Source organism: Paracoccus caeni (genome assembly GCF_016629665.1).
GTDB classification, from domain to species: Bacteria; Pseudomonadota; Alphaproteobacteria; order Rhodobacterales; family Rhodobacteraceae; genus Paracoccus; species Paracoccus caeni.
In genome coordinates this window covers 55,670-68,755 of the sequence record NZ_JAEPRQ010000009.1, presented here as the reverse complement: position 1 = coordinate 68,755, position 13,086 = coordinate 55,670, and the positions used below count along the sequence as shown (strand labels likewise).

Sequence of the window (13,086 nt, the reverse complement as noted above, 5' to 3'; positions counted from 1 at the left end):
GCCTTTTCGGTATTTAGGCAACGAAGAAGCTGCCGGGTCAGCTTCTGTTCTGCTGCCCCAGAAAGGCTGCAAGCGGCGCTGCGTCGTTCATCTGCGCGACCGGCCCATCCCACGCGATCCGCCCGTTTTCCAGCAAGGCCACGCGGTCGCCGATGGCACGGACCGAATCCATGTCATGGGTGATGGTGATCGCGGTGGCGCCGGTTTCGGTCACGATACCCCGGATCAGGTCATTGATGCGCCGCGCCCGGATCGGGTCTAGCCCGGTCGTCGGTTCGTCGAAGAAGATCACCGCCGGATCGTCGGCAATGGCGCGCGCCAGCCCGGCGCGTTTCGCCATCCCGCCCGAAAGTTCGGCGGGCATCAGATCGGCCGTTTCCGCGCCAAGCCCGACGCGAGCCAGTTTCTCGACCGCGATGGCGCGGGCCTTGGCATCGGGCATCCGCTGGCGCAGGCGGAAGGCGACGTTCTGCCAGACGCTGAGACTGTCGAACAAGGCCGCGCCCTGAAACAGCATGCCGAAGCGGTTCATGAAATCGGGCCGGGTGGTGCGGTCCAGCGCTTTGCCCTGCCAGAGGATGCGCCCGGCATCGGGGCGGGTCAGGCCGAGGATGCATTTCAGCAGCACCGATTTGCCGGTGCCCGACTGGCCGATGACGCAGAGGCTTTCGCCTTGGGTAACGCCAAGGCTGATCCCGTCGAGGACGGTTTTCTGACCGAAGGATTTATGCAGGGCGTCGATCTCGATCATTCGAAGAACATCCCCGTCAGCACGAAATTCGCGGCAAGGATGCCGACCGCCGCTGCGACCACGGCGGATTTGGTGGCACGCCCCACGCCCGCCGCGCCCCGGCCCGAATGCATGCCGAACCAGCAGCCGCTGACTGCGACGATCAGGCCAAAGACCGCGCCTTTCAGCAGTCCCGACACCACGTCCCAGCTTTGCAGATAGGCCGCCGAATTTGCCAGATAGCCGGTGGAATTGAAGCCAAGCGACTGCGTGCCGACGATCCAGCCGCCCATGATCCCGATGATATCGCCGACCCCGACCAGAACCGGCACGGTCAGCACCGCCGCCCACAGGCGCGGCGTCACCAGCCAGCGCATCGGGTCGGTGGACAGCGTCACCAGCGCGTCGATCTGTTCGGTCACCTTCATCGTGCCGATCTCGGCCGCGATGCTGCTGGCCACGCGGGCGGCCACCATCAGCCCGCCAAGGACCGGGCCAAGTTCGCGGACCATGCCGATGGCGACGATGGCCGGGACGACATCGCTGGCCTGAAACCGCGCGCCGCCGGAATGGATTTGCAACGCCAGAGCCGCTCCGGTGAACAGCGCCGTCAGCCCCACGACCGGCAGCGACAGCCAGCCGATCTGGATCAGTTGCGCCAGAAAGGCGCGCGGGTAGAAGGGTTGCAGCCGGAACAGACCGCGTAAGGTGAACAGCGTCAGCGCGCCGATCCCCCGCAGCGTCCAAAGCGTGCCGCGTCCCGTCAGCCGGACAGGGTTCACAGATAGGTCCGCGTGTAGCGCCCGCCAAGCGAGGTCAGGATCTCATAGCCAATCGTGCCCGCGAAATCCGCCAGCTTGTCGATGGGCTGCGCGGGGCAGATCAGATCCAGCGCGGGCGGCACCTCGGCAAGCCCGGTCACATCGGTGGTGATCAGGTCCATCGAGACGCGCCCGACGATGGGACATGCCGTCTCGCCCGCATAAAGCTGTGCCCCGCTGGAGGATAGCGACCGCAGGATGCCGTCGGCATAGCCCGCCGCGACGGTGGCGATGCGGCGCGGGGCGTTGGCGGTCCATGTGCCGCCATAGCCGACGATCTCGCCCGCCTTCACCTCGCGCGTCTGGATCACCGGCAAGGCGAGACGAAGAACCGGCTGCGCCTCGGTAAAGGGCAGACCGCCGTAAAGGCCGATGCCGGGGCGGATCAGATCGAAATGGAAATCCGGCCCCAGAAGGATGCCGCCGGTCGCGGAGAGGGAAAGTGGGACATTGCAGCCCGTTGTCATCTCACGGAAAGCGGCAAGCTGGGCGGCGTTGGCGGGGTGATCCGGCTCATCGGCGCAGGCCAGATGCGACATGATGAAAGCGGGGTTCGCGGCCAGCGCCTCGGCGCGCAGGCCCGCCCATTCGGCGGCTTCCATGCCCAGCCGGTTCATGCCGGTATCAAGCTGGATCGCGAAGGGTTTGCCGGGGCGCATGGTGCGGTCGCGGAAGAACTGTTCGGCGCTGTTCAGAACCGGGGTGAGGCCGGTCAGATCCTCGCCCTCCATATGGCCCGACAGGACATTGATCCGCGCATCATCGGGCAGCAACGGGCGCAGGATGCGACCCTCGCTTGCCAGCGCTACGAAGAAATCACGCGCGCCTGCATCGTAAAGCGCAGGCGCGACCCGGGTGGCGCCCAGACCATAGGCATCGGCCTTCACCACAGCCGCCGCCCGCGCGCCCGGAGCCTTGGCGGCCAGCGCCTTCCAGTTCGCCACGATGGCCTGAAGATCGATCTGCAAACTCATGGTTCCGCCACCCCGACGCCTGAAGGAATTGCCGTTCCTGTTAGCCCTTTGACCGGCAAAGTCAATCTTGCGCCCTGCCCCCATTGCCTGCGATCGGAACGAGATGATGCGGAAGATCGGTCGAAGGTTGGTGCGTAGGGCAGTGCCCGACCGCGGGTGGGCACCGGCCACAGTGGTTATACGCGCTTTATCGTGCCACCCCGTCGAACATCTCTGTTGCGCGCAGCCTCACCAAAGTGCCCGCCCGTCCGGGCGGTCGGGCACTGCCCGGCGTCGCCCAAGGGCGACTTGATTCCGGGCGGGCGCCTTGTCGTGGGGCGAAACGGATCAACGCCCCCGGCTCAATGATCGAAAAACACCTCGTCCACGCCAAGGATCACCGCAAGCACCGTCGGCACCGCACGCAGCAAGGCCCGGCGCGGCTCGTAGCGGAATGAGAAGCGCGTATAGCACCAGAAGCGCATGGCAAGGCGGCTGGTCTCGAGCCAGAGGCGATAGGGCAGCACCGTCAGGTAGCGCGTTGGCGGATATTTGGCCGCGCGGATGTTCACCTGTATCTGCGAGACCGGCTCGTCCCGCTGACCGACCGGAACCGGATCGATGAAGGATGCCCGCAGCCCGTCAAGATATTCCAGATCAAAAGCGATGTCGTAGGACAACCGCATCGGCATCAGCTTGGCCACGATCCATTCGGCGGCGGCGCGATTGATCAGATAGGCCCCTGCCCCTTTCTCGCGCGTGAAGGCGATGGCAAGGCTGCGGCCATCTGGCAGGCGCTTATAGGGAAATTTCGGCCCCCTGTTGACCGAACTGAGCCGCAGGATGTCCCAATCCTCGGCATTCTCCAGCGCATTCGCCAGCAGGCGGCGGAAATCCTCGGGGAAGGTCACGTCGTCTTCGAGGATCAGCGCATGGCTCGCCTTGCTTTCCAGCAGGCGGCGGGCGCATTCGACATGGCTGAAATAGCAGCCAAGCTCTGCCGGGATGGCGCGGCGGCCATGCAGATAGCGATAGGCGCGGGCATCGAAATCGGGATGAGGCAGCGTCAGGGTCGCGCCATCTACGGCGGCGACGCGCTCATGATCCAGACCGGCCTCGGCCAGTTTGGTCTGCATATGGGCAAGACGCTCTTCGGCCCGGTCGAGATTGATGAGATAGATCTTCAGGCTGTCGGTCTTCGGGCTCTCGGGCATTAACGGCTGAGACATGGAACGCTCTTGCTGATCTGACCCGGGCCGGGCGGTGTCTCTTCATATGCTGCGGCCTTTCGTCTGTCATCTGCGATTTTCGGCCAAAGCCCGCTAGAGATCCGGGCCGCCGCGATCCCGCTGCGCGCGGCGCAGATACCATCTTGCGACCAGCGGCGCGCCAAGGATCACCAGAACCAGCCGGGTCAGGTGATGGACGACGACAAAACCCAGATCCGCGCCGACAATGATCGCCAGCATCGACATTTCGGCCTGCCCGCCGGGCGCGAAGGCCAGAAAGCCCTCGACCGGGGGCGCAAGGCCGGTCAGCGTCACCGTTTCGGTGGCAATCGCCGCCAGCACGGCAAGGATCACCACAAAGGCCGCGCCGCCCGCGATGGTGTCGCGCAATTCCCGCAAGGTGACGCCGACATAGCTGACGCCGATGCCAAGCCCGATCAGAAATTGCGCCGCCCACAGCGCCTCTCGCGGTGGGCGCATATGCAGGATGCCGCAGACCGACAGCAGCCCCGCCACAATCATCGGCCCAAGGATCGGCGCACCGAAAAGGCCCAGCCGTTTGGCCGCGATCCAGCCGAAGATCGCCGAGGCGACCATCAGCGCCAGCTCGTAAAGCGGCAGATCGGTGGCGGGCGGGCCGACCGGGTGGCGCAGGCTGGTGCCGTAGAATTGCACCAGAATCAACGGGACCAGCACCATGATCACCATCAGCCGGGTGACATGGACCAGCGACAATTGCCGCACATTCGCCCCGGCCTCTTGCCCGAACACGGTCATGTCGGCGGCGCCTCCGGGCATGGCGGCGTAGAAGGCCGTCACCGGATCAAAGCCGCAGACACGGCGAAAAAACGGCACACCGATCAGACCGATCACCGCGATATAGATCGGCACGATGGCGACCGAGGCCAGCATCGAGGGCACCTGCCCCAGAACCGCAGGCGTGATCGAGGCGCCAACCGCGACGCCCAGCACCGTCCGCGCCGCGACCGAGATACGCCCCGGCCCGACCAGCGGCATCCGCAACAGCGAGGCGGCAAGGCAGGCCATCATCGGCCCGAAAAGGAACGGGACCGGCAGGTTCAGGAGATAGAAGACCAGCACGCCGAAAAGCCCGATCAGCACGGTCAGGCACCTGCGGATGAAAACGGTCTCAAAGATCGGCATCTGGTCCGAACGACGGGCTGATAAAGGTGGTTAACGACCCGCTAGCATTCGCCATTCGGAAAGGCCAGCCGGTCGGGGCGGCCACGGGCCTGCGGTTAGCGGCTATGCGCTGACCGGGCTTTCGGCGGCGCGGGTGATCCAATAGCGTTGCGGGCGAAAGCACCTCTGCTGCAACCTGACCAGATGGACCCGGACCATGAGCAAGCTGTTCACCCCTATCGGCATCGGCGATCTGACCCTGAAAAACCGCATCGTCATCGCGCCGATGTGTCAATATTCCGCCGAAGATGGCCGGATGACCGACTGGCACATGATCCATCTGGGCCAGCTTGCCCTGTCCGGCGCGGGGCTTCTGACCATCGAGGCGGCGGCGGTCACGCCCGAGGGTCGCATCACCTATGCCGATGTCGGGCTGTGGGATGACGAGACCGAGGCGGCGATGGCCCGGGTGCTGAAGGCGATCCGCGACTGGTCCGATATTCCGGTCGCCATTCAGCTTGCCCATGCCGGGCGCAAGGCCTCGACCGACAAGCCATGGCTGGGCGGGGCACAGATTGCGCCGGATCACCCGAATGGCTGGCAGACCGTCGCGCCCACGGCAGAGCCGTTCACGCCGGGCAGTCATGCCCCGCTGGCGCTGGATCGTGCCGGGCTCGACCATATCCGCGACGGTTTCGTTCAGGCGGCGCGGCGCAGTGTCCGGCTTGGGCTGGATGCGATCCAGTTGCACGGGGCGCATGGCTATCTGCTGCATCAGTTCCTGTCGCCGCTGTCGAACCGCCGCGATGATGATTATGGCGGCAGTCTGGAAAACCGGATGCGCTTCCCGCTTGAGGTGTTCGAGGCGGTGAAGGCCGCGGTTCCGGCGAATTACCCGGTCTCGGTGCGGGTTTCCGGCACCGATTGGGTCGAAGGTGGATGGGACGCCGAACAGACCGTGGCGTTCTCGGTCGCGCTGGAACAGCGGGGCGCGTCGGCGGTGCATGTGTCCAGCGGCGGGCTGGACCCGCGTCAGGCGATCCCGCTATCGCCGGGATATCAGGTGCCGCTGGCCCGCGCGGTCAAGGCGGCGGTGGGGATTCCGGTGGTCGCGGTCGGGCTGATCACCGATTTCGACCATGCCGAGGCAATCGTCGCAACCGGCGATGCCGACATGATCGCCATTGCGCGCGGCGCGCTTTACGATCCGCGCTGGCCCTGGCACGCCGCCGCCCATCTGGGCGCACAGGTCGATGCCGCGCCGCAATATCTGCGCAGCCAGCCGCGCAACTACCGGGATCTGTTCTACAGCAAATAAGGCGTGTCAGGCGTCCTGAACCAGCCGCTGCCCTGCCTGCCGCAGCGTCTCGGCCAGTTCGGGGAACCAGCCGCCATCCGGGGTGGTCGCGCGCCTGACAAGCTGGATCTGCCGCAGCGGCTGCGGATCGGGAAAGCGGATCGTGGCCAGCCCCGGCGCCGCTGCGATCTCTTGCCGCCGGGCCAGTTCCGGCAGAAAGGTCAGCCCCATGCCCTGCGCCGCCAGACGGCACAGTGTCGATAACGACGCCGCCCCCAGATCCAGCTTGGCGCTGCGCCGGTTCAGCCCGCAAACCTCAAGCGCCTGATCGCCAAGACAATGCCCTTCGTCCAGCAGCAGCAACTGCCCCGGATCAAGCTCTTGCGGCGGGGTGGCGGTGCCACGAAGCTGGGCGATACGGGCGGCGCTGCCCGCCAGCAGGAAGTGATCGGTGAAAAGCGGGATCGAGACCATATCCGCGCCATCGGCGGGCGAAGCGATGACGGCAGCATCAAGACGGCCCCGCGCAAGTTCCTCCATCAGGCGGTCGGTCTGCGCCTCGCGAAGATGCAGGTCGCGCCCGATATCGCCGGCGCGCAGGACCGGCAGCACCTCGGGCAGAAGATAGGGCGCGACGGTCGGGATCATGCCCAGCACCAGACGCCCGCCATGACCCGGCCCGCGCATCCCCTGCTGCAGCCCGTTCATCGCCTCCATCACCTTCCGCGCATGCTTTTCCAGCGCCCTGCCCTGCGGCGTCAGCACGATCCCCGCCGCCGTCCGTTCCACCAGACGCGCGCCAACGGCATCCTCCAGCGCCCGGATCTGCATCGACAGCGCCGGTTGGGTGACATGGATCGTCTCAGCCGCGCGGGTGAAATGCCCCTGCTCGGCCAAAGCGAGGAAATAGCGAAGCTGGCGGAGGGAGATATTCATAAGCTGACCTGATCGGCTGGCACGGTTGTGGGCGGGGGTTTATTATGACCGCAGATGTGGTGGAGGCAAGCGTCTGCTTCGGGAATGATGCGTTCTCAGTCCTGACCGCTGGCCACTTCCGCCGAGATTTCTTGGTTCAACCAATCCAGATAACCGCTGATCGCGGCCTCGTCCCGTTTGCAATAGGACCATTTCGCGTGTTTTCGCACCGTGATGAACCCGGCCTGCCGAAGAAGTTCCAGATGCCTGCTGACAGTGGGCTGAGAGACAGAAAGTGCCTCCGCGATCAGCGTCATGCACACGCCGAACTCTGCCGGATCGGCAGACCACTGCTGTCCGAAATGCTTCTTGGGCGCGGCAAGCAACTGCAGGATCCGCATTCGCGGCTCACTCGCCATGGCCCTGATCTGGGTTGATCTGTCCATAACGTTATCATATCGTCACTTAGCTAAATGACAATATGAGATATCGAGATGTTGGAGCTTCCAAATACCGCGATTGTCGAGGGGAACGCCGTCCGATGGGGTCGTATCGGAAACGGGCCGCCGCTGGTCGCGATCCATGGAACGCCCTTTTCCTCGCAGGTCTGGCGCAGGATCGTGCCGGAAATTGCGGATCGAAGAACGGTCTATTACTTCGATCTGGTTGGCTACGGGCTGTCAGAGATGCGCGACGGGCAGGACGTATCGCTTGGCGTGCAGAACCGCGTGCTTGCGGCCCTGTTCGCGGAATGGGGTATCGAGCGGCCGGACGTTCTGGCGCATGATTTCGGCGGCGCGACCGCCTTGCGCGGCTGGTATCTGGATGGTCTGCGCTACGCTTCGCTGACGATTTTCGATGCCGTCGCCCTTGCGCCTTGGGGATCGCCATTCGTCCAACATGTGCGCAGCCATGAAGCGGCCTTTGCCGGGATGCCCGACTATATGCATCGCGCGCTGCTGAACGCCTATCTGCAGACGGCAGCATATAAGCCTCTGTCCGAAGAGGTATTGCATATCTATGCCGCGCCCTGGCTTGGCCCGGTCGGTCAGGCGGCATTCTATCGGCAGATCGCGCAGATGGATCAGCGTTTTACTGACGAGGTCGAACCACTCTATGCCCGGATGGACTGTCCGGTGACCGTACTCTGGGGACAAAACGACGAGTGGATTCCGTTCGAGAAAGGCAAGGCTCTGGCCGCGTTGATCGCTGACCGGCCCATCATCGCGGTGCCGGAGGCCGGGCATCTGGTCCAGGAGGATCGCCCGGAGGTGATCGTGGCGGCTGTTCTGAAAAATCTTGCAGATCGGTGACGCCCCCAAAAAAAGAGCGCCCGAAGGCGCCCGCTTTCCCTCATTCTGCCAATCACCCGATCAGTCGCGCCCCGCTGCCATAGGCGTTCTGATAAAACCGCTCCAGCCGCATCAACGCCAGACGCAGGACGATCTTGCCAGAGCGGGCCGACCAGCCCAGACGACGCTCGGTCTGTTCGATCCCTTCAAGGAAACAGCAGACCCTGAGGACGATATCGCCCATCCCCGGCCCAAGATCGCGCAACGCCGCCGCAACCCGGTCGCGGGCGCTGTCCGAGCCGACGTGAATACCGTCACCCGCACGGCGCTTGTCGATGCCAGAGGTGAGGAAGCCATCCCAGTTCTGGGTCACGCGCGGGCCCATCTGCGCCAGTTCGAAATCCTCACGCAGTCTTTCGCCCGCCGTGACCATGCCGGGGGTCAGGAAGGTCTGCCCGCTTGAATCGCGCCGACGCGACAGCAGCAAAAGCGGGCTTTCGGCGATATTGACGCGCATGGTGCGACGGCGGCCATCTTCGGGATCTTTCATCACCTTGGCCTGCCAGACGCGATGCTGATCGGCGAAACCGTTCGGCTGATCGTCGGCAAGCTGGTCCCCGACCGGACTGGCATCGCTGAAATCCGCGGCCAGCGGCAGCGCCTTGCGCTTGCGACCGATGATGCTGCGCAACATCTCGCGCCCCGCCGGAGCGATGACATAGCGGCGCAGGCGGCGGTTGTCGGGGATGTGGATCACCCAACCGCGCAGCGCCATTGCCTCGGCCAGATGCCGGTCAAGGATGGCGGTGCGGATGTCGTTGCGGGTGACGATGGCCTTTTCCATCACCTCGCTGGTTGCCATGATCGCGCCCGGCTCGGCCAGACGACGCAGAATGCGCAGCGCCTGTCTTTCATCGAAAGCGCGGCGACGGTCGATCACGGCGGCGACGGCGCCGTCGATCAGCGGGTCGTCGCGCCGCGCCTCGAAACGGCGGATGCGGCGCAGGATGGTCGAGGCGTGGCAATCGGCCTCGCGCGCAAGGGCGCGGATCGACAGGCCCTTTTCGATATGGCGAAGATACAGTTGGGCGTCATCGGGCAGATCCGCCTCGCCGTCCGGATCGGACGGGCCGGACACGGCTGTCGCTTCGCTGGCATCGATGGCGAAATCCCCGGTCAGAATTGTCATGAATGGTCCCTTGTCGGCCTTGGCAGCTCGGCGCAATAAATACCGTGCAGGTTGAGTAAAACCTCGTCGAAAGACGGGCATGCGTTCACATAGCGACAACATTCCCTAAGAATTCCTAAAGAATCCTTCGTGCAACGCGCGCTGCATGCCGCGTTCCGGCAACACCCGTTATGGTTGTGCAACACTCTGTCATCGCAACGAATGGACCTGACGCCGATGACCTTCATGACCAATGTGATCGACTTCCCCGCCCGCCCTTCGACTGTCGGTCTGCGGCGGCCCGGTCTGCTGATCCGCGCGGCGCGCGAGGGCCAGTCGGGCTGGCGTCGCAGCCGCGATCTGCCGCGCCTGCTGCATCAGGAAGGCTGCCCGCCGGTCGGCGCCTGCCTGCCCCGCCTGCGCGCCGAGGAAGAGGTTCAGAACCACGCCCGACTGACCCGGCAGGCGGGCTATGACATGCACCGCCATGTCATGCTGATGATCGCGATTCTGGCCGAGATGCGCGCCACGGTCGCCCTAACCCCGGCGCGGCTGCGCGGCTAAGGCCCGGGGTCAGCGCCCCCGGAACAGCGAGCCCAGAACCCCGCGCACCAGCGCCTGACCGGATTTCGTGCCAAGCTGACGCGCCAGACTTTTGCCGAAGGTCTCCATGATCGTGTCGCTGCTGCGACTGCGCTGTTGGTTCGGCTTTTCTTCCCGGGCCGTCGGCTCGTATCGGCGGGCGCTTTTATATTCTTCGTTCTTCATGTCGAAGAGGTCGTCGGCACCTTTGGTATCGGTCTCCGCCGCCGCGGTCGCCTTGGCCGCGTCTTCGGCCCGCTTCGCCAGAAGCTCCTGCGCTGATTCCCGGTCCAGCGGCTTGTCGTATTTCACCCCCATGGGCGATGCGGCCAGCGTCTCGGCCCGCTCGGCATCGGTGACCGGCCCAAGCCTGCTATAGGGCGGCCGGACCAGCGTCTTCTGCGCAATTCCCGGCACGCCCTTCGCTTCCAGAAGCGAGGTGACAGCCTCGCCGGTGCCGACATTCTGAATCGCCTCGGCAATGTCGAAATCGGGATTGGTGCGGTAATTTTCGGCCGCCATCCGCAAGGCCTTCTGATCCTTGGCGGTAAAGGCGCGCAAGGCGTGCTGCACCCGGTTGCCCAACTGGCCCAGCACCGCTTCGGGAATGTCGGCGGGGTTCTGGCTGATGAACCAGACGCTGACCCCTTTCGAGCGGATCAGCCGCGCCACCTGTTCCACCTTGTCGATCAGCGCTTTCGGCGCGTCGTCGAACAGCAGATGCGCCTCGTCAAAGAAAAAGGCGGCGCGGGGACGGTCGGGATCGCCGACTTCGGGCAGTTGCTCGAAGAGTTCCGACAACAGCCACAGAAGGAAGGTCGCATAAAGCCGCGGCGAGTTCATCAGCCGGTCGGCGGCAAGGATATTGACCACGCCCTTGCCCGACGAATCCTGCCGCAGAATGTCCGAAAGCTCTAGCGCCGGTTCACCGAACAGGTTCAGCCCGCCCTGATTCTCCAGCACCAGCAAGGCCCGCTGAATGGCTCCGACGCTGGCGGGGCTGATATTGCCGTATTGCAGCGACAGTTCGGACGCGTTCTGCCCGACCCAGACCAGCATCGCCTGCAAATCCTTCAGATCCAGCAGCGCCAGACCCTGTTCATCGGCGACACGAAAGGCGATGTTCATCACCCCTTCCTGCGCATCTGTCAGCGACATCAGGCGCGACAGCAGCAGCGGCCCCATCTCGGCAGGGGTGGTGCGGACGGGATGGCCCTTTTCGCCCCAGACATCCCAAAAGGTGACCGGGAAGGCTTGATATTCAAGATCGACGCCGATCTGGGTCGCGCGGGTCTGGAACGGCTCGTGCAGCTTGCCCGCAGGATCGCCGGGACGCGACAGACCGGCAAGATCGCCCTTCACATCGGCCAGAAAGACCGGCACCCCCGCCAGCGACAGGGTTTCGGCAAGGGTCTGCAAGGTCACGGTCTTGCCGGTGCCGGTCGCGCCCGCGATCAGCCCGTGTCGGTTGGCGTATTTCAGCAGCAGGTGCTGGGCCTCGCCATGATCCGCGCCGCCACCGCCTACAAAGACCGTGTTCGCTTCGTCATCGATTACCTTCGCCATCCTGTCCCCGCTTTTTCGCCGATCATTGGCGCAACACTGTTCTGCGCGCGCCCCGACAATACAATCTTAAAACTCCTGTGCCAGTATCCGAATCGTCCAAGGGTTCATGTCATGTCCCTTGGGTCTTCCTCCCTGTTGGACTGCCGCGCCCTCGGGCGCGGCTTTTTTTTGTGATCGAAAGGTAACGTTTGGCCTGTTGACGGATCACGATGGCGAGATTAGCGTGCGCGCAATAAAGACCGGCCAGTCCGGCAGGGAGACTTCGCATATGCGGACAAGGGTCGTGGCATCGCTGCGGCCCTTGCTTATTTTCTGCAGGTCGCGACAGGATGACCCCGGTCCGGGCCGGGCCAGCAATTGCTGGGCACGGCGGGCGGAACCCTGCCGGTCGGGGTCTGTAAAGCCAAGGTGAAGCAGCTTGATCGCGATGCCGCCTGACAAAGCCTTCGGGACATGCTAGGCCGCGTCAACGCATTGAGCAAAGGGAAGAAACGACCATGCCAATCAAACACTCGCAGGCACTTCTTGCAGCGCTGGCGCTGATCGCCGCTCCTGCCTTCGCGCAGGACACGACGACGCCCGCCCCCGCACCGGCGGAAACCGCGGCGCCGGAAGCGTCCGCGCCCGCCGCTGACGCGCCCGCGACCGAAGAGGCACCCGCCACCACCACCGAAGCACCGGCAGCACCCGCCGCCGATGGTGCCGAAGCCGCCCCGGCAGAGGCAGCGCCTGCCGAGGCCGCTCCTGCTGACGCCGCTCCTGCTGACGCGGCACCCGCCGCCGGAACGCCTGCACCTGATGCGGCCCCCGCCGATGCTGCGGAAGCCGCCAGCGAGGGCGAGGCGCAGATCGGTCAGTATTACGTCAAAGCGACCGACAACGACTGGACGACTCGCTGCATTCGCACCAATCAGTCGAAAGATCCGTGCGAGCTGTATCAGCTGATGAAGGACGAACAGGGCAATTCGGTCGCCGAAATGACCCTGATCCCGCTGACCAATGGTGAAGTCGCCGCCGGTGCCACGCTGGTCGCGCCGCTGGAGACTGACCTGATCCAGGGCCTTGGCTTTGCCATCGATAATGGCGAAGCACGCGGCTATCCGTTCAGCTTCTGCGCGCCGGTTGGTTGCGTCGCCCGCATGGGCTTTACCGAGGCCGAACTGGGCGCGTTGAAGCGCGGCGGCACCGGCACCGTTTCGGTCAGCCCCTTCGGCAGCGATGCGGCCGAGCCGGTGAAACTGCGGCTGTCGCTGTCGGGCTTCACCAAAGCATTCGATGAACTGAAAGCCTATGCGGAAGCCCCTGCACCCGAAGCACCGGAAGCCGCTGCTCCGGCAGAAGATGCAGGCGAAACCGCCGAGGAACCGGCGGCAAACTAAGTCGCCCGATC

Annotated in this window: 13 protein-coding genes; 4 read left to right on the top strand and 9 right to left on the bottom strand. The window is 64.7% G+C overall.

Annotation, left to right across the window (positions count from 1 at the left end; genetic code table 11):
* Positions 1–37 precede the first annotated feature (37 nt).
* The 5 genes from JJJ17_RS17895 to JJJ17_RS17875 all read right to left on the bottom strand — a co-directional run bounded on the left by JJJ17_RS17895 (position 38) and on the right by JJJ17_RS17875 (position 4,897).
* Positions 38–751, bottom strand: a complete 714-nt coding sequence (locus JJJ17_RS17895) for an ABC transporter ATP-binding protein (protein ID WP_200688934.1) — start codon at positions 749–751, stop codon at positions 38–40.
* Complete coding sequence (locus JJJ17_RS17890; protein WP_200688930.1) at positions 748–1,512, bottom strand: MlaE family ABC transporter permease; 765 nt, start codon at positions 1,510–1,512, stop codon at positions 748–750. Before JJJ17_RS17890 ends, JJJ17_RS17895 begins: the two co-directional genes overlap by 4 nt.
* A complete protein-coding gene (gene alr / locus JJJ17_RS17885; protein WP_200688929.1) occupies positions 1,509–2,525 on the bottom strand; it encodes an alanine racemase in 1,017 nt (338 codons plus the stop codon). The genes JJJ17_RS17890 and alr overlap by 4 nt, the downstream gene beginning before the upstream one ends.
* Before the next feature lie 341 nt (positions 2,526–2,866).
* Positions 2,867–3,733 carry a glycosyltransferase family 25 protein gene (locus JJJ17_RS17880; protein WP_200688928.1) on the bottom strand — a complete coding sequence of 289 codons (867 nt, stop codon included), beginning with the start codon at positions 3,731–3,733 and terminating at the stop codon, positions 2,867–2,869.
* A gap of 93 nt (positions 3,734–3,826) precedes the next feature.
* The gene (locus JJJ17_RS17875; protein ID WP_200688927.1) at positions 3,827–4,897 is read right to left on the bottom strand and encodes an AbrB family transcriptional regulator; all 1,071 of its coding nucleotides are present in this window, start codon (positions 4,895–4,897) and stop codon (positions 3,827–3,829) included.
* Between the two features lie 196 nt (positions 4,898–5,093).
* Here JJJ17_RS17875 and JJJ17_RS17870 point away from each other — a divergent pair, with 196 nt between their 5' ends.
* Positions 5,094–6,194 carry an NADH:flavin oxidoreductase/NADH oxidase gene (locus tag JJJ17_RS17870; RefSeq protein WP_200688926.1) on the top strand — a complete coding sequence of 367 codons (1,101 nt, stop codon included), beginning with the start codon at positions 5,094–5,096 and terminating at the stop codon, positions 6,192–6,194.
* 6 nt (positions 6,195–6,200) lie between these two features.
* Here JJJ17_RS17870 and JJJ17_RS17865 read toward each other — a convergent pair whose 3' ends face one another.
* Positions 6,201–7,109 carry a hydrogen peroxide-inducible genes activator gene (locus tag JJJ17_RS17865; RefSeq protein ID WP_200688924.1) on the bottom strand — a complete coding sequence of 303 codons (909 nt, stop codon included), beginning with the start codon at positions 7,107–7,109 and terminating at the stop codon, positions 6,201–6,203.
* Positions 7,110–7,204: 95 nt separating this feature from the next.
* Positions 7,205–7,489: an ArsR/SmtB family transcription factor gene (locus JJJ17_RS17860; RefSeq protein ID WP_234464183.1), complete on the bottom strand. Its 285-nt coding sequence runs from the start codon at positions 7,487–7,489 to the stop codon at positions 7,205–7,207.
* 93 nt (positions 7,490–7,582) lie between these two features.
* Between JJJ17_RS17860 and JJJ17_RS17855 the strand changes: the two genes are divergently transcribed.
* Positions 7,583–8,401 carry an alpha/beta fold hydrolase gene (locus JJJ17_RS17855; protein WP_200688920.1) on the top strand — a complete coding sequence of 273 codons (819 nt, stop codon included), beginning with the start codon at positions 7,583–7,585 and terminating at the stop codon, positions 8,399–8,401.
* Positions 8,402–8,453: 52 nt separating this feature from the next.
* On the opposite strand, the gene JJJ17_RS17850 is transcribed toward JJJ17_RS17855, so the two are convergent.
* A complete protein-coding gene (locus JJJ17_RS17850) occupies positions 8,454–9,569 on the bottom strand; it encodes a DUF6456 domain-containing protein (protein ID WP_234464182.1) in 1,116 nt (371 codons plus the stop codon).
* A 216-nt stretch (positions 9,570–9,785) separates the two neighbouring features.
* On the opposite strand from JJJ17_RS17850, the gene JJJ17_RS17845 reads away from it, so the two are divergent.
* Complete coding sequence (locus JJJ17_RS17845) at positions 9,786–10,112, top strand: DUF6477 family protein (protein WP_200688918.1); 327 nt, start codon at positions 9,786–9,788, stop codon at positions 10,110–10,112.
* Between the two features lie 9 nt (positions 10,113–10,121).
* Here JJJ17_RS17845 and JJJ17_RS17840 read toward each other — a convergent pair whose 3' ends face one another.
* Entirely contained in the window at positions 10,122–11,696 is a 1,575-nt protein-coding gene (locus JJJ17_RS17840; RefSeq protein ID WP_200688916.1) for a helicase HerA-like domain-containing protein, read from the bottom strand.
* Positions 11,697–12,193: 497 nt separating this feature from the next.
* Between JJJ17_RS17840 and JJJ17_RS17835 the strand changes: the two genes are divergently transcribed.
* A complete protein-coding gene (locus JJJ17_RS17835) occupies positions 12,194–13,075 on the top strand; it encodes an invasion associated locus B family protein (RefSeq protein WP_200688914.1) in 882 nt (293 codons plus the stop codon).
* The last annotated feature ends 11 nt before the right edge of the window (positions 13,076–13,086 follow it).